The 21,994-nt window shown below is 73.0% G+C and carries 22 protein-coding genes; 9 read left to right on the top strand and 13 right to left on the bottom strand.

The window, feature by feature from the left end; genetic code table 11:
- Window positions 1–185 precede the first annotated feature (185 nt).
- The 6 genes from BM064_RS11780 to BM064_RS11755 form a co-directional block, all read right to left on the bottom strand.
- Window positions 186–1,097, bottom strand: coding sequence for a c-type cytochrome (locus BM064_RS11780; protein ID WP_092859985.1), 912 nt, complete (start codon window positions 1,095–1,097; stop codon window positions 186–188).
- Between the two features lie 4 nt (window positions 1,098–1,101).
- Window positions 1,102–1,575, bottom strand: coding sequence for a c-type cytochrome (locus BM064_RS11775; protein WP_092859984.1), 474 nt, complete (start codon window positions 1,573–1,575; stop codon window positions 1,102–1,104).
- Window positions 1,576–1,777: 202 nt separating this feature from the next.
- Window positions 1,778–2,938: a heme A synthase gene (gene ctaA, locus BM064_RS11770; protein ID WP_092859983.1), complete on the bottom strand. Its 1,161-nt coding sequence runs from the start codon at window positions 2,936–2,938 to the stop codon at window positions 1,778–1,780.
- Window positions 2,939–3,138: 200 nt separating this feature from the next.
- Window positions 3,139–3,615, bottom strand: coding sequence for an RcnB family protein (locus BM064_RS11765; protein WP_092859982.1), 477 nt, complete (start codon window positions 3,613–3,615; stop codon window positions 3,139–3,141).
- A 62-nt stretch (window positions 3,616–3,677) separates the two neighbouring features.
- Window positions 3,678–4,454, bottom strand: coding sequence for an RNA methyltransferase (locus tag BM064_RS11760; protein ID WP_092859981.1), 777 nt, complete (start codon window positions 4,452–4,454; stop codon window positions 3,678–3,680).
- A 103-nt stretch (window positions 4,455–4,557) separates the two neighbouring features.
- Window positions 4,558–5,142, bottom strand: coding sequence for an HD domain-containing protein (locus BM064_RS11755; protein ID WP_092859980.1), 585 nt, complete (start codon window positions 5,140–5,142; stop codon window positions 4,558–4,560).
- A gap of 73 nt (window positions 5,143–5,215) precedes the next feature.
- Here BM064_RS11755 and BM064_RS11750 point away from each other — a divergent pair, with 73 nt between their 5' ends.
- Window positions 5,216–5,560: a TfoX/Sxy family protein gene (locus BM064_RS11750; RefSeq protein WP_177236227.1), complete on the top strand. Its 345-nt coding sequence runs from the start codon at window positions 5,216–5,218 to the stop codon at window positions 5,558–5,560.
- Between the two features lie 139 nt (window positions 5,561–5,699).
- Here BM064_RS11750 and BM064_RS11745 read toward each other — a convergent pair whose 3' ends face one another.
- Complete coding sequence (locus BM064_RS11745; protein ID WP_092859978.1) at window positions 5,700–6,527, bottom strand: class I SAM-dependent methyltransferase; 828 nt, start codon at window positions 6,525–6,527, stop codon at window positions 5,700–5,702.
- A gap of 311 nt (window positions 6,528–6,838) precedes the next feature.
- Here BM064_RS11745 and BM064_RS11740 point away from each other — a divergent pair, with 311 nt between their 5' ends.
- The 3 genes from BM064_RS11740 (at window position 6,839) to BM064_RS11730 (ending at window position 9,625) form a co-directional block, all read left to right on the top strand.
- Window positions 6,839–8,050: an NADP-dependent isocitrate dehydrogenase gene (locus BM064_RS11740; protein ID WP_092859977.1), complete on the top strand. Its 1,212-nt coding sequence runs from the start codon at window positions 6,839–6,841 to the stop codon at window positions 8,048–8,050.
- 169 nt (window positions 8,051–8,219) lie between these two features.
- Window positions 8,220–8,615, top strand: a complete 396-nt coding sequence (locus tag BM064_RS11735) for a DUF4870 family protein (RefSeq protein WP_092859976.1) — start codon at window positions 8,220–8,222, stop codon at window positions 8,613–8,615.
- Window positions 8,616–8,746: 131 nt separating this feature from the next.
- A complete protein-coding gene (locus tag BM064_RS11730; protein ID WP_092859975.1) occupies window positions 8,747–9,625 on the top strand; it encodes an FkbM family methyltransferase in 879 nt (292 codons plus the stop codon).
- A 351-nt stretch (window positions 9,626–9,976) separates the two neighbouring features.
- Here the strand turns inward: BM064_RS11730 and mbfA are convergent, their stop codons facing one another.
- The 3 genes from mbfA to BM064_RS11710 all read right to left on the bottom strand — a co-directional run bounded on the left by mbfA (window position 9,977) and on the right by BM064_RS11710 (window position 13,747).
- Window positions 9,977–10,954, bottom strand: coding sequence for an iron exporter MbfA (mbfA, locus tag BM064_RS11725; RefSeq protein ID WP_092859974.1), 978 nt, complete (start codon window positions 10,952–10,954; stop codon window positions 9,977–9,979).
- 142 nt (window positions 10,955–11,096) lie between these two features.
- Complete coding sequence (gene recA / locus BM064_RS11720) at window positions 11,097–12,164, bottom strand: recombinase RecA (RefSeq protein WP_092859973.1); 1,068 nt, start codon at window positions 12,162–12,164, stop codon at window positions 11,097–11,099.
- 776 nt (window positions 12,165–12,940) lie between these two features.
- Window positions 12,941–13,747, bottom strand: coding sequence for a crotonase/enoyl-CoA hydratase family protein (locus BM064_RS11710; RefSeq protein ID WP_092859971.1), 807 nt, complete (start codon window positions 13,745–13,747; stop codon window positions 12,941–12,943).
- A 248-nt stretch (window positions 13,748–13,995) separates the two neighbouring features.
- Here BM064_RS11710 and BM064_RS11705 point away from each other — a divergent pair, with 248 nt between their 5' ends.
- The gene (locus tag BM064_RS11705; RefSeq protein WP_177236226.1) at window positions 13,996–14,547 is read left to right on the top strand and encodes a DUF2799 domain-containing protein; all 552 of its coding nucleotides are present in this window, start codon (window positions 13,996–13,998) and stop codon (window positions 14,545–14,547) included.
- Here the strand turns inward: BM064_RS11705 and BM064_RS11700 are convergent.
- Complete coding sequence (locus tag BM064_RS11700) at window positions 14,478–15,377, bottom strand: class I SAM-dependent methyltransferase (protein WP_092859969.1); 900 nt, start codon at window positions 15,375–15,377, stop codon at window positions 14,478–14,480. The two genes, BM064_RS11705 and BM064_RS11700, sit on opposite strands and share 70 nt — an antisense overlap.
- A gap of 77 nt (window positions 15,378–15,454) precedes the next feature.
- Here BM064_RS11700 and gloB point away from each other — a divergent pair, with 77 nt between their 5' ends.
- From gloB to BM064_RS11680, 4 genes are all read left to right on the top strand, one after another.
- Window positions 15,455–16,222, top strand: a complete 768-nt coding sequence (gene gloB, locus BM064_RS11695) for a hydroxyacylglutathione hydrolase (protein WP_092859968.1) — start codon at window positions 15,455–15,457, stop codon at window positions 16,220–16,222.
- 110 nt (window positions 16,223–16,332) lie between these two features.
- Window positions 16,333–17,292, top strand: coding sequence for an ABC transporter transmembrane domain-containing protein (locus BM064_RS11690; protein WP_092859967.1), 960 nt, complete (start codon window positions 16,333–16,335; stop codon window positions 17,290–17,292).
- Window positions 17,293–17,723: 431 nt separating this feature from the next.
- Window positions 17,724–18,119: an ArsR/SmtB family transcription factor gene (locus BM064_RS11685; protein ID WP_092859966.1), complete on the top strand. Its 396-nt coding sequence runs from the start codon at window positions 17,724–17,726 to the stop codon at window positions 18,117–18,119.
- Window positions 18,116–19,150 (top strand): permease, encoded by a 1,035-nt coding sequence (locus BM064_RS11680; protein WP_092859965.1) that lies wholly within the window; start codon window positions 18,116–18,118, stop codon window positions 19,148–19,150. Before BM064_RS11685 ends, BM064_RS11680 begins: the two co-directional genes overlap by 4 nt.
- A 64-nt stretch (window positions 19,151–19,214) precedes the next feature.
- Here the strand turns inward: BM064_RS11680 and BM064_RS11675 are convergent, their stop codons facing one another.
- Both BM064_RS11675 and BM064_RS11670 read right to left on the bottom strand, forming a co-directional pair.
- Window positions 19,215–20,624, bottom strand: coding sequence for a TrkH family potassium uptake protein (locus BM064_RS11675; protein WP_218161022.1), 1,410 nt, complete (start codon window positions 20,622–20,624; stop codon window positions 19,215–19,217).
- Between the two features lie 630 nt (window positions 20,625–21,254).
- Window positions 21,255–21,992, bottom strand: a complete 738-nt coding sequence (locus BM064_RS11670; protein ID WP_092859964.1) for an SDR family NAD(P)-dependent oxidoreductase — start codon at window positions 21,990–21,992, stop codon at window positions 21,255–21,257.
- Between the last annotated feature and the right edge of the window lie 2 nt (window positions 21,993–21,994).

Genomic DNA, 21,994 nt, shown 5'->3' with positions numbered 1-21,994 from the left:
TGCGCGGGCTCGTCCTTGACGCCCGGGGGCGAGTCGCTCAGGCATCGGACGCGACGGACGGCTTCGGGAAACAGGCGCGGCCCTGTTCCTTGGTGAGTCAGGAGCCCGCCGGAGGCGCCCCCGCCCCGGCGGAAGGCGCCCCGCCGGCCCCGGGCCCAGGCCCGCCCGCAGGGCGCCTCCGCCCCCTATTCCACCGCCGGCACGGCCTTGAGATAGGCCGCGATCGCCTCGCGATCCTCGGGCGGCAGCTTCGCGGTCTCCTCGATCACCGCGGTCATCCCGCCGCCGGCGCTGTCGAAGTCCGGGGTGAAGCCGCTCTCGAGATAGTAGGCGATGTCGGTGACCGACCAGCTTCCGATCCCGGAGGACGAGGGCGTGATGTTGGGGATCGTGCCCTCGCCGTCGGGGTTGGGCCCGCCCGCGAGCCAACGCTCGAACTCCGGCCCGCCCAGCGGACCGCGGGGCGTGTGGCACTCGCCGCAATGGCCGATGCCCTCGACCAGCCGCCGCCCCGCCTCCGCCTGGCCCGAGAGGCCGGCGATCACCGGCTCCGGCCGGAAATAGAGCAGCTTCCACCCCCCGATCGCCGCGCGGATCGAGTAGGGGAAGCCCAGGTCATGGGGCTGCGAGGGCGTGGGATCGGCCGGAAGGGTCTTGAGATAGGCCAGGAGGTCCAGCGCGTCCGCGACCTCCATCCGCCCGTAGGATGGCCAGGGGAAGGCCGGGTAGAGATGCTCGCCCGACGGCCCCACCCCCCGCAGGAAGGCCGAGGCGAACTGCTCGGGCGTCCAGGCGCCGATGCCGGCCTCGGGGTCCTGGGAGATGTTGGGGGCGTGGAAGGTTCCGAAGGCCGTGGGGAAGGCGCGGCCGCCGGCGAGCGCCAGGCGCGCCTCGCCCTCCGCCCCAGGGGCCGCGTGGCAGGAGACGCAGGAGCCGAGGTGGAACAGCCGCTCGCCCCGGGCCGCGGCCTCGGGCGAGGGGCTCCAGCCGGCGACCTCGGCGGGGTCGATCGGATCGGGGGCGGCGAGCAGCCAGGCGGCGCCCGCGCCCGCCGCGGCCAGGGCCGCGACGGGGATCAGCCAGCGTGCGGAAGACATCGCTTCAGTTCTTCTGGACGCGGTATTTCTCGTGGCAGGCGCGGCAGTTGGAGGCGACGACCCCCATCGCGGCCTTCATCTCGTCGGCGTTGGTCGCCGGCATCGTCTTGGCCTGCTGGCTGTCGGCGATGAACTTGGCGGCGGCGGCCTCGAAGCCGGCGCGATCCTCCCAGATCGCCGGGGCGGCCTCGGAGGCCTCGGAGATCGCGCCCTCGGGGAACTGCGAGGGGAAGCCCAGGGCGACCGCGTTCAGCGTCAGCAGGGCGGCCTTGACCGCGCGGGGCTCGAACTCGGCCTCGCCCTTGGCGATGGCGCCCATGATGCCGACGGCGGCGCCCGCGTCCTTCATCATGTTCTGCCGCAGGGAGATGGGGTCGTCGATCCTGGGTTCGACGTCCGCGGCCTGGGCGAAGCCGAAGCCGGCGGCGGCGATCGCCGCGACGAGCGTGGACGCGATGAGACGAGATTTCCTGGGCATTGCCTGGGGTCCTCCGAGTTGGGCCCGGCGCTCCTGACTCCGAGCGCCTTGCGCGCACGCTAGCAGGAGAATCGCGACGACGGCACGACGGATGCGTTTCCGACGGCGCAACTCGGGGCCTTCGGAGGCCCTGCCCGTTCACACCTTCGCGAGGCGCCCGCCGGACCGCCCGGCGCGCGCGCCCGCGCGGGGCCCCGGCCGCTCAGACGCGGCCGCGGGCGATCTTCTCCTCGGCGGGCCAGCCGGCCTCGAAGCGGGCGCGCAGGGCCAGCATCCACAGCGCCAGCGCGCCGGCCTGGTGCAGGATCGACCAGGACAGCGGCGCGGCATGGATCACCGTGACCACGCCCAGCACCACCTGGCCGAACATCATCGCCAGCACCCAGTCCGCGCGCCGCTTCAGCCCCGCGTGCGCCGCGCCGCGCATCCGCCACCAGTAGACCGCGCCGAGAAGCAGCAGGCCGTAGCCCCACATGCGGTGGATGAACTGCACCAGCGCCGGGTTCTCGAAGAAATTGGTCCACAGCGGCTCGTAGTCGAAGGACTCCGAGGGCAGGAACTCGCCCCCCATCAGCGGCCAGTCGATGTAGCCGCGCCCCGCGTCGATGCCCGCCACCAGCGCGCCCAGCAGGATCTGGACGAAGACCGCGAGGCACAGGACGCTGCCGAAGGTCATCGGCGCGGACATCCGCCGCCGGCGTGCCTGCAGGAGCTCGGCGCCCGAGCGCGAGATCTCCCACGAGTAATGCGCCAGGATCCCCAGGATCGCGAAGGCGAGACCCAGGTGCGTCGCCAGCCGGTAGGAGGCGACGGAGACCATCTGCCCCTCCAGCCCCGAGGCGACCATCCACCACCCGATCGCGCCCTGCACGCCCCCCAGCGCGCCCGGCAGCACCAGCCGCCAGGTCCAGCCCGAGGGGATCTTGCGCCGCGCGAGGAACCACACGAAGCCCGCGGCCCACACCAGGCCCACCAGGCGGCCGAGCTGCCGGTGGCCCCATTCCCACCAGTAGATCGTCTTGAACCCCGCGAGGTCCATGTCGCGGTTGATCGCCTGGAACTGGTGGATGGTCTGGTACTTCTCGAACTCCGCCTGCCAGGCGGCTTCGCTCATCGGCGGGATCGCGCCGGTGACGGGCTTCCATTCGGTGATCGAGAGGCCCGACTCGGTCAGGCGGGTGAGGCCGCCGACCAGCACCATGACGGCGACGAGGGCGGCGAGGATCTGCAGCCAGATGGCGATGTGGCGACGGTTGGCGCGGCGACGGCGCTCGGCCTCGCCCGGCGCGGCCTTGGGCGTCGCGGGCTGGGCGGCGGCCGGCTGGCCGGAAACGTCCTCGAAGATCGAGCGGGGCCTGGACATGGGCGTCCCCCTGTCGGAACCGGATCATCACGGCCCGCCGGGCGTCGTCCCCTGCGACAGGGTGGCCCGCTCGCGCGCCGCGCCGGCCGGGGGAATGCCCGGCCGGCGCGCGCAATTGGCCCGGAACGGCGCCCCGCCGCAAGAGGACGGCAGGCCGCGGCGGGCGGGGGGCGGCGGTTTTCCGCCCCCCGCGCCCGCGATCAGTTCAGCAGGGCGCTGGCCAGCCCGATGACGGCGGCGATCTGCAGCGTGTCGCGCGACACGCGCATCACCCGGTCGTCGACGAGGTAGTAGTCGTAGCCCGAGGGCGGCCGGCGCAGGCCGTAGCGGTCGTAGTCGCGGATGATCACGTACTCGCGGTCGCGCGGCAGGCGGTAGCCCGGCTCGTAGACCACGCGGTCGCGCTCGCGGATCACGACCACGTCGCGGTCGCGGTCGTAGTCGCGCGCGTCCCCGCCGTTCTTGAACTGCTTCCACTCCTTCTTGGACACGCCCTTCTTGGCGAGCCCCGGCGGCACGCCGCCCGGCGGATCGGCGAGCACGGGCTGGGCCGCGAAGGCCACGCCCAGCGCAGTCAGCGCGGCGAGCGCGAGGCCCATGCGGCGCATCGTGCGGCGGTCGTCGGTCCCGGCGGACAGGGCCCGGGCGCTGGCGCGGGTGGCGGGGGTCGGGGTCATGTCGGTCTCCTTCCCGTTTGGCTTCCCTGGCCGCCGTCCCCTGCCCTCCCGCGTCCCCGGTCTCATCTCCGCCTGCGCTTGGGCCCTTCGGCCAGCGTGCGGATGATCCCGTGGAGCGTTCGGACGTCCTGGTCGGTCAGCGGCGCTCGGGAGAAAAGATTGCGGATGTTGAGGCGCATCGTCGGGCCTTTTTCCGACGGAAAAAAGAAATTCGCCCCCTCGAGCTCGTCTTCCAGGCGTTGCAGCACGCGGTCCACCGACTCGCGGTCCGCGAGGCCCAGTTTCCCCGGATCCATCACCGCAGCAGGGGTTTCCGTGGCCTGCCGGCGCCACTCGTAGGCGGTCAGCAGCACGCATTGCGCCAGGTTCAATGAGGCGAAAACGGGGTTGGCGGGGACCGAGATGATGGCCTGCGCCCGCGCCACGTCCGCGGTTTCGAGGCCGGTGCGCTCCGGCCCGAACAGGACGCCCACCTTCTGACCCGCGCGAATGCGCTGCAGGGCGTCCTGCATGGCGGCGGCGGGGGTGAAGACGGTCTTGGTCAGCTCGCGGGGGCGGGCGGTGGTGGCGTAGACGTATTCCAGGTCGCCGATGGCGGCCGCCTGGTCCGCGTGCACCGTGGCCCGGTCGAGCACGTGGCCCGCGCCCGAGGCCATCGCCACCGCCTTGGGGTTGGGCCAGCCGTCGCGCGGCGCCGCCAGGCGAAGCTGGTCGAGGCCGAAGTTCCACATCGCCCGGCAGGCCGCGCCGATGTTCTCGCCCAGCTGCGGGCGCACCAGCACGAAGACGGGCTGCTCGGTCTCGGTCACCGCCTGCCGCGAGGCGTCGGTTCCGCTCATCGTCGGGGTCCTCTCCACTTGGCCCAAGCGCGGGCGGCCCGGGGCCGCCGGAGGGGCCCTTTGCCTGTCCGCGCCGCCAAGGGCAAGGGCGCCGGCCGCCGCGTCAGCCGACCAGGGCCGTGAAATGCGCCTTCACCCGGTCCCGCACGCGGGGCCAGAGGGCCGGGGCGCCGGTCTCGATCGGCGGCCCGCAGCGGGCCAGCACCTCCGCCTCGCCCACGTTGAAGTCCGGCCAGGTGCCGCCCCCGGTCTCGAGGTTCAGGAGCACCGGCTGCAGCCGGTCCAGCGCCTTGGCGAAGCGGGCGTCGGGGGTCCGCGCCGCCTCGAACTCCCGCCACAGGGCCAGCAGCGCCTCGCCCTGCGCGCCCGGCAGCAGGCCGAAGATGCGCTCGGCGGCGGCGTCCTCGGCGGCGTCGTGGTTCTCGGGACGCGCGCCGTGCAGCGGCACGTCGCCCACGTCGATCTCCACCAGGTCGTGGATCAGCAGCATCCGGATCGCGCGGTCGACGTTCACGCCGTCCGGCGCCTCCTCCTCCCCCAGCGCCATGGCGTAGAGGGCGAGGTGCCAGGAATGCTCGGCCGAATTCTCGCGACGTCCCGAACCCGTGCGGCTCGCGCGTTCCACCTCGCGCAGGCGGGCGGCCTCGGAGAGGAAGGCGAGGCGGGCGTCGGTCGCGTCCATCGGCATGGCTGTCTCCTGTATCGTCGGCCCCGGTTTATGCGCCAGGATGCCCCGACGAGGCGAGGGTCGGGAGAGACGCATGGCCTGGGACGAGGCGGTGGCGCAGCGCATCCGGACGGCGCTGGGGCCGCTCGCCGCCGAGACGGTCGAGCGGAAGATGTTCGGCGGGCTGTGCTTCCTGCTGCGCGGCCACATGCTGGGCGGCGCCTCGGGCGCGGGGATGGGCGGGGGCGCCCTGCTGCGGGTCGGGCCGGAGGGCGAGGCCGAGGCGCTCGCCCTGCCCGGCGTCGCGCCGATGATCCTGCGCGGCCGCCCGATGCGCGGTTTCGTCAAGCTCTCCCCCCAGGCCGCGGCGGATCCCGGGACGCTGCCGCGCCTCGTCGCCCTCGCCGCCGCCTTCACCGCCGCCCTGCCCCCGAAATGAGACCCGCGGTCCCTTGCGCCCCGGCGGCCCCGGGGGCGCGCGCGGGGCCTGACCCGGGGCCTCTCGCGGCCCGCCCCGTCGCGCCGGCCGCGGATGCAGGCTCCCGCCCGGCCCCGGGGCGCGCGCCTGGCGGCGACGCTCAGGCGCGCACCATCCACAGGCTGCTTTCGGGCGCGCCGCTCCAGGGCAGGTCGCGGATCCCCGGCCGCTCCGCCGCGCCCATCCGGGTCAGCGCGTAGCGGCTCGCGTGGATCGGGCGGAAGGCGCCCGACAGCAGCCAGGGCGCGAGGCCGTTCTGCTCGGAATAGCCCCGCCACTCCCAGTCCGCCGGGTAGCCGTCGGGCAGGAACACGTCGTGGACATGCACCCGCACCCCCGGCGCCAGCCGCGGCAGGATCTCCGACAGGATCAGGTCCACGTCCGTGCCCGGCATCAGCAGGTGGGAGCTGTCGAAGACCGCCATGTCCCCGGCCTCCAGCGCCTCGAAGAGGGGCATGTGAGCGGCCGACAGCAGCTCCCGGCGCCAGCTCACGGCCAGGTCCAGCAGCGCGGCGCGGGGCGCGGGGTCGATGCAGACCTGCTCGGCCCGCGCCCCCGCATCCGCCAGCGCCCGCGCGAGGAACCGGGTGGAGTGGCCCGAGCCCACCTCCACGATCCGCCGCGGCGGCCCGCTTCGCGCCAGCGCGTAGGCCGCGGCGCCGTCGAGCCGGGGGAACCAGTCCTGCCGCCACCGCGGCTGCGGGGCCGGCCCGCCGAGCGCGGCCAGCGCCCCGGCCAGCGCGTCGATCCCGGCCAACGTCGCCTCCAGCCCCGGGCGGGCGGCGTCGAGCAGCCGCTCCATCGCCGGATAGCCCTCGGGCGGGCGCACCGACTGCGCGTAGCGGTAGGGCACGAAGAACCCCTGCCGGCGCAGGCCGGTCACGGTCTCGAGCCCCATGCGCAGTCGCCTGAACGCGCGGCCGGCCATCGCCTCTCCCCCTCTTCGCGTGCGCCCTCGTCCTAGGGCCCCCTCCGCGCGCCTGCAACCCGGCGAAACCGGCGAAGAATCTCGGGCCGCGGCGCCCGTCCCCCTCGCCCCGCCCCGCGACGAGGTGCTAGCGTCGCGCCCGTCGCGGCGTCAGGTCGCGACGCCGCCGCGCTCCCGCCCGACGCGAGCGCTTGCCATCCGCGCGGGGCCTTTGTATCCCGCTGCATACCGTTCGACCCCCGCGGCCGGCGCGCCTGACGTCTGCGCCGCGGCCCCGCATACCGACCGGCCCGAGGCCAATGGAGAGCCGCATGAGCAAGATCAAGGTCGAAAATCCCGTCGTGGAGCTCGACGGCGACGAGATGACCCGGATCATCTGGGACTTCATCAAGAAGAAGCTGATCCTGCCCTATCTCGACGTCGACCTGCTCTACTACGACCTCGGCATCGAGGAGCGGGACCGCACCGACGACCAGATCACCATCGACGCCGCCGAGAAGATCAAGGAGGTCGGCGTCGGCGTGAAATGCGCCACGATCACCCCCGACGAGCAGCGCGTCGAGGAGTTCGGCCTCAAGAAGATGTGGCGCTCGCCCAACGGGACGATCCGCAACATCCTGGGCGGCGTGATCTTCCGCGAGCCGATCATCTGCAAGAACGTGCCGCGCCTCGTCCCCGGCTGGACCCAGCCGATCGTGGTCGGCCGTCACGCCTTCGGCGACCAGTACCGCGCCACCGACTTCCGCTTCCCCGGCAAGGGCAAGCTGACGATCAAGTTCGTCGGCGAGGACGGCGAGACGATCGAGCACGAGGTCTTCCAGGCCCCCGGCTCGGGCGTGACGATGGCGATGTACAACCTCGACGACTCGATCCGCGACTTCGCCCGCGCCTCGATGAACTACGGCCTCGCCCGCGGCTGGCCGGTGTATCTGTCGACCAAGAACACGATCCTCAAGGCCTATGACGGCCGCTTCAAGGACCTGTTCCAGGAGGTCTTCGACGCCGAGTTCGCCGACAAGTTCAAGAAGGCCGGCATCACCTACGAGCATCGCCTGATCGACGACATGGTGGCCTGCGCCATGAAGTGGTCCGGCGGCTACGTCTGGGCGTGCAAGAACTACGACGGCGACGTGCAGTCCGACACCGTGGCCCAGGGCTTCGGCTCGCTGGGCCTGATGACCTCGCAGCTGATGACGCCCGACGGGAAGATCGTCGAGGCCGAGGCCGCCCACGGCACCGTCACCCGTCACTACCGTCAGCACCAGGCGGGCAAGGAGACCTCGACCAACTCCATCGCCTCGATCTTCGCCTGGACCGGCGGCCTGAAGCACCGCGCCACGCTCGACGGCAACGACGCGCTGATGACCTTCGCGACCGCGCTGGAGAAGTGCGTCGTCGACACGGTCGAGAGCGGGTTCATGACCAAGGATCTCGCCCTGCTGGTCGGCCCCGACCAGAAGTGGCTGACCACCATGGGCTTCCTCGAGAAGGTCGACGAGAACCTCAACAAGGCGCTGGCCTGAGCCTTCGGGGCCTGATCCCTCAGGCCCCGGCCCTGAACGACCGGGACGGCCCGCGGAGCGATCCGCGGGCCGTTCGCGCATCTCCCCACCCCCGCCGCCCGCCTGTCACCGCCCGGCCGCAATCCCCGCCTAGCTTTCCGGTCTCACGCGTCGCAGCAGGAGCCTCCCGATGTCCGACCCGATGACCCAGGATCCCGCTCCCTACGGGGAGCCCGCCGAGAAACCCTCCGGCCTGCGCAGCTGGGATGCGGTGAAGCTGGTCTACGTGCTCTATCTGGTGGGCTTCGCCGTGCCGCTCTGCGCGCTGGCCGGCGTGGTGATCGCCTACGCCAAGCGCGACGAGGCCGCCCCGGCCGAGGCCAGCCACATGGCCTTCCAGATCCGGTCCTTCTGGGTCGGGCTCGGCGCGATCGTGCTGGGCGCGGTCCTGACGCTGGTGCTCGTGGGCTGGCTGGTGATGGCGATCTGGGCCGTGTGGGCGGTGGCCCGCTTCGTGACCGGCCTGCTCAAGGCGCTGGACGGGAAGCCCGTCGCCGACCCCGACGGCTACGGCTTCACCGCCTGAGCCTTCGCGCGGACGATCCCCCGTCCGGTGCGCCCCGCACCGCCGCCGCCTGCCCGGCGGCGTGCGGTTAAGCCGATCTTTACCGTCGTCGTGGTCCCTTGGCGAACCGAAGCGACGGCGAGGAGAGGCCGATGTTCAGGTCGTTCGCGGCAGGGCTGGGATGGCTCGCCGACTACATGCGGTGGCGGGGACCGGCGGGCCTGCCCCTCGCGCTCTGGCACGTCGGGTTCTGCTTCCTCGGGCCGCCGGGACGGCGGATCCGGGCGCCGGCGGGGGGCGGCCGCACGGTCCGGCTGCGCGCGCGCACCTCGGACCTGCGCGTCTACCGCAAGATCGTGGTGCAGCGGGAATACGAGCTCTCCCCCGACCGGGCGGAGGCGATCGACCGCCGCTGCGCGCGCGCCCAGTCGGCCGGCCGTCGGCCGCTGATCGTCGACGCCGGCGGCAACATCGGCCTGTTCTCTCAGGAGGCGGCGCGCCGCTGGCCCCAGGCCGACGTTCTGTGCGTGGAGCCGCACCGCGGCAACCTCGCCATGGCGCGGCGCAACTGCACGGGCCTGCGCAACGTGCGCTTCCGCGACGCGGCGCTGTGGAGCTCCGCCGGCCGCCTGGTCCCCGAGGATCTGGACGCGCGGGAGGGCGCCTTCTCCTACCGCCCGGCCATAGCGGACTCGCGCCTCGCCGACGTCTCGACGGAGGCGGTGACCATCGACGCCCTGCTGGCCGAGCGTCCGGACGCCGAGCTGGTGCTTCTGAAGATGGACATCGAGGGCGCGGAGGCCGAGGCGCTCGCCCCCGACGCCGCCTTCTGGGCCCACCGGCCCGCCATCCTGATCGAGCCGCACGACTTCCTGCCCGGCCGCTCCGCCACCCTGCGCGGCCTGCTCTCGCAGGAGGATTTCCGCGACTCCGACATCGAGGTCCGGGGCGAGGGCCTGTTCGTCTTCCCCACCGAGCGGCCGGAGCTCGAGCTCCACGGCCGGGCGCCCCTGTCGCTGGCGGCCGGCTGACCTGCTCCCCGGCGCCTCCCGCGCGGGCCCGAGGCGCCGCGACGCCGGTCTCGCCTGCCGCCCGCTCCCGCCCGTGGCGCAGGGCGGGCGTCGGCGCCGGGGGCCCGCCGCCCCTCGCGAGCGGTCCGCGCCAGGCCGATGGGCGATGCTCGCGGCCTGCCAAGGGCGCCCCTGGCGCGAGGCCGGGCGCAAGCCAGACCGGCGGGGCATGAGGCGGGCCTCGCCGGCGCTCGCGCGGGCCGGCGGGCAGGCTGCAGCACGACCGGGCGCCTGGCCTGCGGCGGACGTCGGCGTCCCCCGGCAGGGCCGATCCGCCCGCTGCGGGACGGCCACGGGCGCGTCTGCAGCGGGTCAGACCTCTCCGATCAGGATGCCGGCCGCCAGCACCAGCGCGCCGCCCACCACCACCTGGAGGACCGCCCGCAGGAAGGGCGTGCTCATCCACCGCTTCTGGATCCAGGCGATCGCCCAGAGCTCGGCGAAGACCAGCGCCAGGGCGATGACGGTCGCCGTCATGAAATCCGGGATCAGGTAGGGCATCGCGTGCCCCAGGCCCCCGACCGTGGTCATGATGCCCGCCGCCAGCCCCCGCTTCACCGGCGAGCCGCGGCCCGAGATCACGCCGTCGTCCGACGCCGCCTCGGTGAAGCCCATCGAGATCCCGGCCCCGACCGAAGCCGCCAGCCCCACCCGAAAGGTCGTCATCGTGTCGCCGGTGGCGAAGGCCGTCGCGAAGATCGGCGCCAGCGTCGAAACCGAGCCGTCCATCAGCCCCGCCAACCCCGGCTGCACCCAGGTCAGCACGAAGCGGCGATGGTCGGCCTCGGCCTCCGCCGCCTCGGCGTCGTCGTCGAGGCGGGCTGCCTCCAGCCCCTCCGCCGCGCGTTCGTGGCCGCGTTCGGCGAGCGCGAGGTCCCCCAGCAGGCGCCGCTGCGCGGGATCGGTCGCGCGGGCTGCGGCGCGGTCGTAGAACTCCGCCGCCGCCCGCTCCATCCGCGCGGCCTCGCCGCGCAGGGTCGCGATATCGAGGGTCTCGGTCAGCCAGACGGGCCGGCGGGCGTACCAGCCCGCCACGTGCTCGCGGCGGATCAGGGGGATCGGGCCGGAGAAGCGCGACTCGAAGAGGTCGATCAGCCGGCGACGGTGGCCGTCCTCCTCCTGCGCCATGCCGTCGAAGATCGCGGCGGTGGCGGGGAACTCGCCTCGCAGGCGGGCGGCGAAGTCGGCGTAGATGCGCGCGTCGTCCTCCTCGGAGGAGATCGCCAGCGCCAGGATCTCGCGGTCGTCGAGCTCGGCGAAGGTCTTGCGGGCGGAGAGGAAGCGGAACATGGCGCACTCGCGGGTCTGAATCTGGAATCGTTCTAATATAGTTTCACCGCGATGCAACCGCCCGCCTCGCCGCACCGCCCCCGCGAACGAAAACGGGCGCCCCCGAGGGGGCGCCCGCTTCGCTCCGGCGATGGGGCCGCAATCAGTCTTCCATCACCTCTTCGCCGCCCTCGTCGGGGGAGGCGCCGAAGTCGAGGCCGTGGGCCGCGCGGATCTTGTCCTCGATCTCATGGGCCACGTCGGGGTTCTCGCGCAGGAAGGTCTTGGCGTTCTCGCGCCCCTGCCCGATCCGCTGGTCGCCGTAGCTGAACCAGGAGCCGGACTTCTCGACCACCCCCGCCTTGACGCCGAGGTCGATCAGCTCGCCGGTCTTGGAGATGCCCTCGCCGTACATGATGTCGAACTCGACCTGCTTGAACGGCGGCGCGACCTTGTTCTTCACCACCTTCACGCGGGTGGTGTTGCCCACCACCTCGTCGCGGTCCTTGATCGCGCCGATGCGGCGGATGTCGAGCCGCACGGAGGAGTAGAACTTCAGCGCGTTGCCGCCCGTCGTGGTCTCCGGCGAGCCGAACATCACGCCGATCTTCATGCGGATCTGGTTGATGAAGATCACCATGCACTTCGAGCGGGAGATCGAGCCGGTCAGCTTGCGCATCGCCTGGCTCATCAGCCGCGCCTGCACGCCGACCGAGCTGTCCCCCATGTCGCCCTCGAGCTCCGAGCGCGGGGTCAGCGCCGCGACCGAGTCGACGACCACCACCGACACCGCGCCCGAGCGCACCAGCGTGTCGGTGATCTCCAGCGCCTGCTCGCCGGCGTCGGGCTGGGAGATCAGCATCTCGTCCACGTCCACGCCCAGCTTGCGGGCGTAGGTGGGGTCGAGGGCGTGCTCGGCGTCGACGAAGGCGCAGATGCCGCCGTTGCGCTGCTCTTCCGCGATGACGTGCAGCGCGAGCGTGGTCTTGCCCGAGCTTTCCGGCCCGTAGATCTCGATGATGCGGCCCTTGGGAAGGCCGCCGATGCCCAGCGCGATGTCGAGCCCGATCGAGCCCGTCGACACCGCTTCGATGTCCATCACCTGGCGTTCGCCAAGCTTCATGATGGAGCCCTTGCCGAAGTTCCGCTCGATCTGGGCGAGCGCGGATTCGAGGGCTTTCTGCTTGTCCATGCCGGTCCTGCCGTTCAGGTCGAAGATGGTCTGAGCCATGCCTGTCTCCATATGCCTCGCGCGCAGGGTCCCGTCGACTGCGACGCCGCGTTGCGGGGGCCGACCTGCGCCCATGTTCTGCTTTTGCCCCGATCTTAACCGAGAACTTTACGCGAACATAGACGTAATTCGACCAACGACGCAGAGACTGGGCGGCCAGGGTTAAGAAAGCGTTGCCCAGCCCCGCGATCCGGCGCCGTCGCAAGCCCCGCTCGCCGCTCCCGGTCGCCGCACCGTCCAGCAAACGATCCGCCGCCCCGCCCTGCCCGCGCCTCTCGCCCGGCCCCTAACCCCCTGCCAGCCCGGCGAACTCGCCCTGCCCCCCCGCGCCCGGACACGGCGCGCCGGCGGCCCCACGCCTGCCCCACGTGCCCCCGGGAGCGCCTGTTCTCCGGAGCCGTCTCTCGCGGATGCCGGAAAGAGCGACTCGCCCGCCCCGGTCAAGGATCGCGCAGCGACCGCGCTTGCGCGGCTTGTCCTTGACCGGGGCGGGCGAGTCGCTCAGGCATCCATCAGCGAGAGACGGCTCCGGAGGACAGGCGCGGGCGCTTCTGTTCTTTGGTGAGTCGGGAGCCCGCCGGAGGCTCCGCGCCTCCCCGATCTCTCGCAACGCCCGCCAGAGTCGCGACGCAGCCGAGCCCGCCCGCAGGGCGCCTGTAGACCGCTCGCCCGCCTGCGCGCTGGCTCGGCGAGGCTCGACGCACCTCGAGCGCCCCGCCGAAACGGCGAGGGGCGCGCCAGAAGACGCGCCCCCTCTTTCGAAAAACCCGACGCCTTCAGGCGAACTTCGCCGGGCGGCCTTCCATGCCGGCCGCGATGGCCTCCAGCTGGTGGGGCTTGCCGATCAGCGCCTTCTGCAGGCGCGACTCGGCCAGCAGCGGCTCCAGCGCGCCGCCTTCCTCGTCGGCGATGTTCAGCAGCTCCTTGGCCGAGCGCAGGGCCGAGGGGCTCTTGCCGGCGATCTCGCGCGCCAGTTCCCGGGCGCGGGCCAGCGGATCCTCGGCGATCTCGGTCACGAAGCCGTAGTCGAAGGCGGCGTCCGCCTCGAACACCTCGGCGGTGTAGGTCAGCTTGCGGATCACGTCGCCGCGGGCGAGGTGGCGCATCGCGGCCATGCCGCCCATGTCCGGGACCAGGCCCCACTTCATCTCCATGATCGAGAACCGGGTCCCCGGCGCCGCGATGCGGATGTCGGCGCCGAGACAGATCTGGAAACCGCCGCCCAATGCGAAACCCTGCAGGGCGCAGACCACCGGCACGTTCAGCATCCGCCAGCCCCAGCAGGCGTTCTGCGCCACGTTGGCGGGCCCGTGGGTGCGGTCCATGATGTCCATGCCCAGCGAGCCCGCGCCCGTCGACTTCATGCGCTCGAAGCCCGACTTGTCGAGGCCCGCGCAGAACGCCCGCCCCTCGCCGCGCAGCACCACGCAGCTCACGCCCTCCATGGCCGCGATCTCGGCCTGGGCGTCGGCGATGGCGCGCATCAGCTCGGGCGTGATGGCGTTGAGCTTGTCGGGACGGTTCAGCACGGCCTCCACCACGCCGTCCTCGGGCTGGGTCACGATCACCAGGCGATCGGTCATTTCGGGGTCTCCTCCTCGCAAACGATCTGCCGGCCGGTCGGTCCCGGCCGTGTCGGGCGACACCTTGGCGAGGGAGCGCGCGCGAAACAAGCCGCCGCCCCGCCCCGCCGGGCGCCCGCTTCGACGCGGGCCCCGCGCCGCGGCCCGTGGAACGCCGTCGCGCCCGACGGCAAACCCGGCCCCCCGCGTGCAAGCACATACGGAACGCGGCGCCCCCCGGCCGCATTCGCGTGCATAAGGAGACCATGATGACCGCGATTCGCCGCTTCCGCCCCGCGCTTTCCTCCGCGCTTCCCCTCGCCGCCGGCCTCGCGCTGGCGCTCGCGGGATGCAGCTCCGCGCCCGAGGGGCGCCAGGCCGCGCTCTCGGGAACCGGGGGCGACTGCGCCTCGGTCGACTGGAACGCCCAGGGGGTCGAGGACGCGATGGCCGGCCGCTCGCCGGCCTCCGGCCTCGCCCGGCTCTCGGGGTGCCCGCGGCTGGTCGATCCGGACGGGGCGCAGGACGCCTACATGGCCGGCCACGACGAGGGGCGGGGGGCCTACTGCTCGCCCGAGAACGGCGCCAGGCTGGGCCGGCGCCGCGTCTCCCCCACGCTCGACTGCCCCGACCCGCTCGCCGGGCCGTTCCAGGCGGCCTACGCCGCCGGCCTCCAGCAGCCGGCCGAGGCGCTGCCCGAGGAGGAGGAGCTCGACGAGCGTCGCGACCGATCCGGCGTGCGGGTGCGCCCCTATCTTTCGGTCGGCGTCGGCTCGGGCGGGTGGAGCGGCGCGTCCTGGGGCATCGGCCTGCTGTTCTGAGCGCCGCGCCCGCCGATCAGCGCGCGCAGCGCCGGCCGCTCGCCGCCCTGCGCGCGTCCCGCGGGCCGCGCGCCGCCGCCGGCGGCGGGGCGCACGCCGCCGGGCTTGGCGAGCCCCTCCAGCACCTCCAGGGGCGAGAGCGACTTCTCCTTCAGGCCCGAGCGGGGCATGGCGTAGACGCGCCGCGTCGCCTCGACCAGAACCGCGCCGCCCAGGCGCTGGGCGTCGAAGCGCCGGCCCACCCCCTCCCACAGCCGGTGGGTCTTGAGCCAGTAGCGCCGGTGCGAGGGCGGCCCGTAGAGCGCGGCCTGCGTGCGCTCGGGCGCGAAGTCGTGGCCGCGCAGGGCCGCCTCGAGCTGGCTCGCCGAATAGGGCCGCCCGTGGCCGAAGGGCGTGGCGTCCGAGCGCGCCCACATGCCGGTTCGGTTCGGGGCGATGACGATGGCCTTGCCCTCGGGCGCGAGGACCCGGTGCATCTCCTCGAGCAGGGCGCCCGGCCGCTCCGATGTCTCCAGCGCGTGGGCCACGATCAGCCGGTCCACCTGGCCCGCGGTCAGGGGCCAGTGGGTCTCGTCGGTCAGCACGGCGGCGTTGGGCCCCTCGGGCGGCCAGCGGCAGACGCCCTGGGGCGCGGGCATCAGGCAGATCACCCGGGCGGCCTCGCCCAGGAAGGGGCGCAGCAGGGGGGCGGCGAAGCCGAAGCCCGCCACCGTCTCCCCCGAGACGTCCGGCCACAGCGCGCGGATCGCCTCCTGCAGGCTGCGCTGGGTGGCGCGCCCGAGGGGGGTGCGGTAGTAGAACCGCCTCAGATCGATCACATCGAGGTGCATCGCGCGCCCTTTTTCCGCCCTCGCCCTAAGTGCAGGGTGCGCCGCGACGCCGGAATTGCAAGAGACGGAGACCGCAGATGCCGCTCGAAATCCAGGTCATCCCCTGCCTGCAGGACAACTACGGCTACCTGATCCACGAGACCAGCGAGGACGTGTGGGCCGTGGTCGACGCCCCTGAGGCCGCGCCGCTGAAGGCCGCGATCGACGCCGCCGGCGGCCGGCTGGACCTGATCCTGGTGACCCACCATCACGACGATCACATCCAGGGCATCCCCGACCTGGTCGCCGCCTACGGCGCCAGGGTCGTGGGCCACGGCGCCGACGCCAAGCGCCTGCCGGCGCTCGACGTCGCCGTGTCGGAGGGCGAGAGCGTGCAGGTCGGCGCCGAGCGCGCGACGATCCTCGACGTCTCCGGCCACACGATCGGCCACATCGCCTTCTGCTTCGAGGGCGCGAAGGTCGCCTTCACCGCCGACAGCCTGATGGCGCTCGGCTGCGGGCGGGTGTTCGAGGGGACCTACGCCCAGATGTGGGAGAGCCTGAAGAAGCTGATGGCGCTGGATCCGCAGACCCAGGTCTACTCGGGCCACAACTACGGCGCCGCCAACGGCCGCTTCGCGCTGTCGATCGAGCCGGAGAACGCCGCCCTCAAGGCGCGCATCGAGGCGATCGCGGCGGCCGACGCGGCGGGCGAGCCCATCGTCCCCGTCACGCTCGCCGAGGAGTTCGCCACCAACCCGTTCCTGCGGGCCGGCGAGGCGTCGGTGAAGGCCAACCTCGGCATGGAGGGCGCCGAGGACGGCGCCGTCTTCGCCGAGGTCCGCAAGCGGAAGGACAGCTTCTGAGCGGGCGGGAGCGCCTCGGCGCGGCGGGCGGCCGCCGCGGCCGCCGCGCCGCGCGGCGGGCCGAGCGGGAGGCCGCGGGCCTGCGCCCCCGTCGACCGCGGATGCCGCGGATGCGCCGGATGGGGCGCAGCGGCGACGACAGCCCCGCCTCCAGCCTCTGGGGCTACGTGGTGCGCATGAGCGGCGTGCACCAGCTCGGCCTGTGCGTGACGGCGGTGCTGGTGGCGCTGCTGGACCTGGTGCCGGTGGAGCTGCAGCGCCGGCTGATCGACGACGCGATCACCCCGGGCGACGTGGGCCTCCTGTGGACGCTGGCGATGATCTACGCCGGCGTCGCGGTGACCCAGCAGGTGCTGAAGCTCGCCCTGCGCATGTACCAGGGCTGGATCTCCGAGAGCGCCATCGTCCACACGCGCCGCCATTCGCTGAAGATGCGGGTGCGCGCCGCCGCCAAGGACGAGGACGACGAGGGCCACGGCGTCTCGGCGGTGGTGCTCGGCTCCGAGATCGACCGGCTGGGCGGCTTCGTGGGCACCGGCGTCTCCGACGCCTGCGCGAATTTCGCGATGCTGGTGGGCGTCTTCGCCTACATGACCTGGACCCAGCCCGAGCTGGCGCTGGTCTCGGCCGCGCTGCTCGCCCCCCAGGCGCTGGCGGCGCCGCTGCTGCAGGGCCGGCTGAACCGGCTGATGAACATGCGCTTCCGCCTGCTGCGCACGCTGGGCGCGCGCTCGGGAGAGACCCGCGCCGCCCAGGCCCGGGTCGGCCGCCTGCTGCCGCGGATCTACGGCAACCGGCTGGCGATCTACCTGGTGAAATACGGGATGAAGGGCATCCTGAACCTGCTCAACCAGCTCGGCCCCCTGGCCGCGCTCGGCTATGGCGGCTGGCTGGTGACCCAGGGCGAGACCACGGTGGGCGTGGTGGTGGCCTTCGTCTCGGCCTTCCAGCGTCTCTCGGCCCCGCTGCGCCAGCTCCTGACCTTCTACCGCCAGTGGCAGCAGGCCCGCGTGCAGCACGACCTGGTGGCCGGCTGGATGGCCGGCGGCCGCGTCAACGGCGCCGGCTGACCCCCTCGTCGCCGCCTCCCCCGGAGGCGTGCCACGCCCGCCCATCTCGCCCCTGCCCCACGCGCCCCCGGGGAGCGCCTGTTCTCCGGAGCCGTCCATCGCGGGCGCCGATCAGAGCGACTCGCCCCCCGGGGTCAAGGATCGCGCAGCGACCGGCGAAGCCGGCTCGTCCTTGACCCCGGGGGGCGAGTCGCTCAGGCAGCCCAAGCGATGGACGGCTTCGGAGGACAGGCGCGGGCGTCTTGTTCTTGGGTGAGTCCGGAGCCCGCCGGAGGCTCCCCCGCCAGCCGCTCCCCGGCGACCTCGCCCCCAGCGCCCCCCGGTCAAGCCCGCCCGCAGGGCGCCTGCTCTCCGCCTGCCCCGGCTCCGCCCCCCCCAGAGCCTTCGAAAAGGGAGTTGACCGCGGCCGTCATTTCGATGTTTCTGGAATCATGAGAACGACGCCCGACTCCCCCCTCGCCCTCCCCGAGCCCGAGGCACCCGCGCCCGAGGCCGCCGCCCAGGCGTTCGCCGCCCTGGGCTCGGAGCCCCGGCTGGAGGTGATCCGCACCCTGGTGCGCGCCGGCCCCGACGGCCTTCCCGTCGGCGCCCTGCAGGAGCGTCTGGGTATCGCCGCCTCGACGCTCTCGCATCACCTGCGCTTCCTCGCCGCCGCGGGCCTGCTGAGCCAGAAGCGGCAGGGCCGCTCGCTGATCTGCCGGGCGAGCTTCGCCAACATTTCCGCCCTCGTCGGCTTTCTGCAGCGCGAGTGCTGCGCCGACGCGGGCGGCCCCTCCGCCCATTCCCACCCGGGCTGCCTGAGCCCCACCGACGGAGCCGAGAGATGACCGAGCTCGCCCTTCGCACCGCAGACGCCTTCCGGACGCGCCTGCGCGGGATCGACCGCGTCTGGCTGCTGATCGCCGCCATCGCGCTCGCCACCGCCCTGCTGGTCCCGGCGCAGGCGCCGGCGGTCTTCGACGTCGCCGTCGGCTCGTTCCTGTCCACCCTGCCCTTCATCGCGGTGGCCGTGGGCCTCGTCGCCTGGCTGAAGGCGACGGGGGCCGAGGCGATCGTCGCCCGCGCCTTCCAGGGCCGCGAGATCCGGATGATCGTGCTCGCGGCGATCGTGGGCGGGCTGGCCCCGTTCTGCTCGTGCCAGGTGATCCCCTTCATCGCGGGGCTGCTGGCGCTGGGGGCGCCGGTCTCGGCGGTGATGGCCTTCTGGCTCTCCTCGCCGCTGATGGACCCGGCGAGCTTCATGATCACCGCCGGCGCGCTCGGCTGGCCCTTCGCCATCGGCAAGGCGGCCGCGGCGGTGGGGGTCGGCCTCGGCGGCGGCCTGCTGACCGCGGGGGCGATGCGCGCGGGGCTCTTCGCGAACCCGCTCAAGCCCACCGCGCCCTCGGGCGGCTGCGGCTGCGGCTCGCCGTTCAAGGGCAAGCCGGTGTGGCGGTTCTGGGAGGTCGAGAAACGCCGCGCCACCTTCCGGACCGAGGCCGCCTCGAACGCGCTCTTCCTGGTGAAGTGGATGGCGCTCGCCTACCTGCTCGAGGGGCTGATGATCCAGTTCGTGCCGGCCGAAACGGTGGGCGCGCTGGCCGGCGGCGAGGGCCCGCTGCCGATCGTGGTCGGCGCGCTGGTGGGCATGCCCGCCTATCTCAACGGCTACGCCGCCCCGCCGCTGGTCGCGGCCCTGGTCGCCCAGGGCATGAGCCCGGGCGCGGCGATGGCCTTCCTGACCGCGGGCGCCGTCTCCTGCATCCCGGCGATGGCGGCGGTGTGGTCGCTGGTCCGCCTGCCGATCTTCGCGGCCTACGTGGCGCTGGGGCTCGGCGGGGCGATCGTCGCGGGCATGGCATTCTCCTTCGTGGTCTGACCCCGAAGCCAGACCCCTGCGCATGGCCGGGGCCGCCCCTGGGCGGCCCCTTTCGCGTCCGCCCTCAGGAGCGGTGCGCCTGCAGCAGCACGAGCACCGTCATCACCTCCAGCCGCCCCAGCAGCATCCCCGCCGAGAGCAGCCACTTGGCCGCGTCGGGGAGCGAGGCGAAGGAGCCCGCGGGCCCGATCACGTCCCCGATCCCCGGCCCCACGTTGGCGAGCGCGGTGGCCGCTCCGCTGACCGCGGTCGCCATGTCGAGCCCCATCAGCCCCAGCGCCATGGCCAGGGTGAAGAAGGTCAGCAGGAAGAACATGCAGAAGGCCATCACCGAGCTCAGCGCCGCGTCGTCCACGGGGCGGCCCTCGAAGCGGACCTTCTGGATCGAGTTGGGGCTGTGCACGCGCCGGACCGCGGCGAACAGCGCCTTGGTGGCGATGATGATCCGCATCGACTTCAGCCCGCCCGAGGTCGAGCCGGTGCAGCCGCCGAAGCAGGTGATGATCAGGAAGACCGCCACCGGCGCGGGGCCCCACAGCATGTAGTCGGTGTTGGCGAAGCCGGTGGTGGTCACCAGGCTGACCACGTTGAAGGCCGCGAGGCGCAGCGCGTCGAGCGGCGGCTCCGCCCGCTCCGCCGCCAGCCAGGCGGCGACAGCGAGGATGATCACGCCCAGCGACAGCAGGTAGACGCGCACCTGCTCGGAGCCGAACACCCGCCGCGTCCAGCCGCGCAGGTACCAGATGAACGGCAGGCTGCCCGAGAGCATGAACACCACCGCCACCCACTGGATCGCGGGCGTGTCGTTGTAGTGCCCCAGCGAGGCGTCGTGGGTCGAGAAGCCCCCGGTCGAGACCGTGGTCATCGCGTGCATCAGCGCCTCGAAGTCGTTCATGCCGCAGAGCTCGTAGGCCACCATGCAGGCCAGCGTCAGCAGCACGTAGACCATGGCGGTGCCGGTGGCGAAGCGGCCGGCGGAGGCGAATTCCTTCTCCGCCTTGTCCGAGGACTCGGCGCGGTAGAGCTGCATGCCCCCGACCCGCAGCATCGGCAGCACCGCGATGCCCATCACGATGATGCCCACGCCGCCGATCCACTGCAGCATGGCGCGCCAGGCGAGCAGCCCCCTGGGCTGCCCGTCCAGCCCCGAGATCACGGTCGAACCGGTGGTCGTCAGGCCCGACATCGCCTCGAAATAGGCGTCGGTCACGCTCAGCCCGCCCACGATCATCGGGGCCGCGCCGGCGGCGGCGGCGGTGATCCAGGCGGTGGTGGTCATCACGAAGGCATGGTGGGCGCGGAAGCCCGCGCGACCGCCGCGCGTCGCGGCGGCGACCAGGGCGCCGAGCACGACGCTGAGGAAGGCGGCCTCGACGAAGGGACCGTCCGGGCGCCCGTCCACGGCCGCGGGGGCGAGCATCAGCAGGCCCATGGCGGCGAAGAGGATGCCGTTGGTGAACAGGACGAGCTGCAAGGGGGGGGACCGCTCGATTCCGCGCCGAAGCCGGACGCGCGCGGGACGCTAGGGCCAACGGTGCAGGCTGTCCATGCGGCCGAGCCACGCGTCCGCGCAGGCCTCCCGCGCGACGGGCGGCGCGCCCAGCGGGCGGCGCCGGCCGGATCGCCGGGCGGCGTCCGGGGCCGCCGGAACCTGTTCCCCCCGCCCCGCGGGAGGCCGCAGGGCGTGGGTGGTCCAGAACGAGGCCACCGCCCGCGCGCGGAGACGGCGGCGCTCGCCTGCGGGCCGACCGACCTTCCGAAGCGACGGGGCGAGGCCGACGCCTGCATCCGGGGGAGGCCGGTTCGGGCGGCGGCTGCGTCCGCGGAACCGACCTGCCCCCGGCGCGGCTCCGCCCAAAAAGAAAAGGCCACGCGCAACGCGTGGCCTTTTTCAAGTCCAGAAATCCGCAGGAGGGCGTAAATTTCCCGTGCGCGGATCAACGCTCTGATTGCAGCGGCAGCCTTGGGGAGAGGCCAGACGCCTATTGGCACACTACGCTGAGCTGGGGTCAACGCTCACGCAACTGATGCGGGAATGAACTTAGCGCATCGAGAGGGCCCGTCAACCCGTAAGTGGCCCATATAGGTGCACAAACGTATTTCATTACAATATCATACCCCCGTCCACGGTCAGAGTTTGTCCGTATACATAGCTCGCCAGGGGGGAGGCGAGGAACAGCGCCGCGCCGGCCATATCGGCCGGTTCTCCCAACCGGCCGGCCGGAATGCCCGCCAGCGCGCCCGCTTTTCGCTCCGGATGCTCGGTCGTGACCTTGGTCAGCTTCGTGTCCACCAGGCCCGGCGCGATGCCGTTGACGCGAATCCCCTCCGGCGCCCAGGCCTGGCCGAGGGTGCGGGTGAGCCCCACCACCCCGGCCTTCGAGGCGGCGTAGGCCGGGTTTCCCTTCGCGGCATGGTAGGCGACGATCGAGCTGACGAGAATCAGCGAGCCCTTCGCCGCGGCCAGCATCGGGCGGAACTTCACCGCGCAGGCCATCTGCGAGTTCAGGTTTACGTCGACCACCCGCGCGAAGCCCGCCATCTCGAACTCGCCGCGCTTGTAGAGCACGGTGCCCTGGCAGGCGACCAGCACGTCGAGCCGCTCGAAGGCCGGCGTCACCGCCGCCACCGCCTCGAAATCCGCGGCGTCCACGCCCTGGTAGCGCAGGCCCGTCAGGTCCGAGCCCTCGACGCCCGCATAGTCCTCGGCTGAGGGGCGGGTGCCCCAGACGTGGACCTCGGCCCCCGCCTCGCAGAAACCATGGGCCACGCCGTTGCCGATCCCGCTGGAGCCGCCCACCACGAGGACGGTCTTGCCGGAGAAGTCGATCGGGTTCCTCATGC

Origin of the sequence: Albimonas pacifica (genome assembly GCF_900113695.1) — a bacterium.
Lineage (GTDB): Bacteria > Pseudomonadota > Alphaproteobacteria > Rhodobacterales > Rhodobacteraceae > Albimonas > Albimonas pacifica.
This window is presented reverse-complemented; position numbering and strand designations above follow the sequence as displayed.

What these genes read in the sequence shown, in the direction of transcription:
- BM064_RS11780 (WP_092859985.1), bottom strand. Translation starts at nt 1,097, where the DNA reads ATGTCTTCCGCACGCTGGCTGATCCCCGTCGCGGCCCTGGCCGCGGCG.
- BM064_RS11775 (WP_092859984.1), bottom strand. Translation starts at nt 1,575, where the DNA reads ATGCCCAGGAAATCTCGTCTCATCGCGTCCACGCTCGTCGCGGCGATC.
- ctaA (WP_092859983.1), bottom strand. Translation starts at nt 2,938, where the DNA reads ATGTCCAGGCCCCGCTCGATCTTCGAGGACGTTTCCGGCCAGCCGGCC.
- BM064_RS11765 (WP_092859982.1), bottom strand. Translation starts at nt 3,615, where the DNA reads ATGACCCCGACCCCCGCCACCCGCGCCAGCGCCCGGGCCCTGTCCGCC.
- BM064_RS11760 (WP_092859981.1), bottom strand. Translation starts at nt 4,454, where the DNA reads ATGAGCGGAACCGACGCCTCGCGGCAGGCGGTGACCGAGACCGAGCAG.
- BM064_RS11755 (WP_092859980.1), bottom strand. Translation starts at nt 5,142, where the DNA reads ATGCCGATGGACGCGACCGACGCCCGCCTCGCCTTCCTCTCCGAGGCC.
- BM064_RS11750 (WP_177236227.1), top strand. Translation starts at nt 5,216, where the DNA reads ATGGCCTGGGACGAGGCGGTGGCGCAGCGCATCCGGACGGCGCTGGGG.
- BM064_RS11745 (WP_092859978.1), bottom strand. Translation starts at nt 6,527, where the DNA reads ATGGCCGGCCGCGCGTTCAGGCGACTGCGCATGGGGCTCGAGACCGTG.
- BM064_RS11740 (WP_092859977.1), top strand. Translation starts at nt 6,839, where the DNA reads ATGAGCAAGATCAAGGTCGAAAATCCCGTCGTGGAGCTCGACGGCGAC.
- BM064_RS11735 (WP_092859976.1), top strand. Translation starts at nt 8,220, where the DNA reads ATGTCCGACCCGATGACCCAGGATCCCGCTCCCTACGGGGAGCCCGCC.
- BM064_RS11730 (WP_092859975.1), top strand. Translation starts at nt 8,747, where the DNA reads ATGTTCAGGTCGTTCGCGGCAGGGCTGGGATGGCTCGCCGACTACATG.
- mbfA (WP_092859974.1), bottom strand. Translation starts at nt 10,954, where the DNA reads ATGTTCCGCTTCCTCTCCGCCCGCAAGACCTTCGCCGAGCTCGACGAC.
- recA (WP_092859973.1), bottom strand. Translation starts at nt 12,164, where the DNA reads ATGGCTCAGACCATCTTCGACCTGAACGGCAGGACCGGCATGGACAAG.
- BM064_RS11710 (WP_092859971.1), bottom strand. Translation starts at nt 13,747, where the DNA reads ATGACCGATCGCCTGGTGATCGTGACCCAGCCCGAGGACGGCGTGGTG.
- BM064_RS11705 (WP_177236226.1), top strand. Translation starts at nt 13,996, where the DNA reads ATGACCGCGATTCGCCGCTTCCGCCCCGCGCTTTCCTCCGCGCTTCCC.
- BM064_RS11700 (WP_092859969.1), bottom strand. Translation starts at nt 15,377, where the DNA reads ATGCACCTCGATGTGATCGATCTGAGGCGGTTCTACTACCGCACCCCC.
- gloB (WP_092859968.1), top strand. Translation starts at nt 15,455, where the DNA reads ATGCCGCTCGAAATCCAGGTCATCCCCTGCCTGCAGGACAACTACGGC.
- BM064_RS11690 (WP_092859967.1), top strand. Translation starts at nt 16,333, where the DNA reads ATGCGCCGGATGGGGCGCAGCGGCGACGACAGCCCCGCCTCCAGCCTC.
- BM064_RS11685 (WP_092859966.1), top strand. Translation starts at nt 17,724, where the DNA reads ATGAGAACGACGCCCGACTCCCCCCTCGCCCTCCCCGAGCCCGAGGCA.
- BM064_RS11680 (WP_092859965.1), top strand. Translation starts at nt 18,116, where the DNA reads ATGACCGAGCTCGCCCTTCGCACCGCAGACGCCTTCCGGACGCGCCTG.
- BM064_RS11670 (WP_092859964.1), bottom strand. Translation starts at nt 21,992, where the DNA reads ATGAGGAACCCGATCGACTTCTCCGGCAAGACCGTCCTCGTGGTGGGC.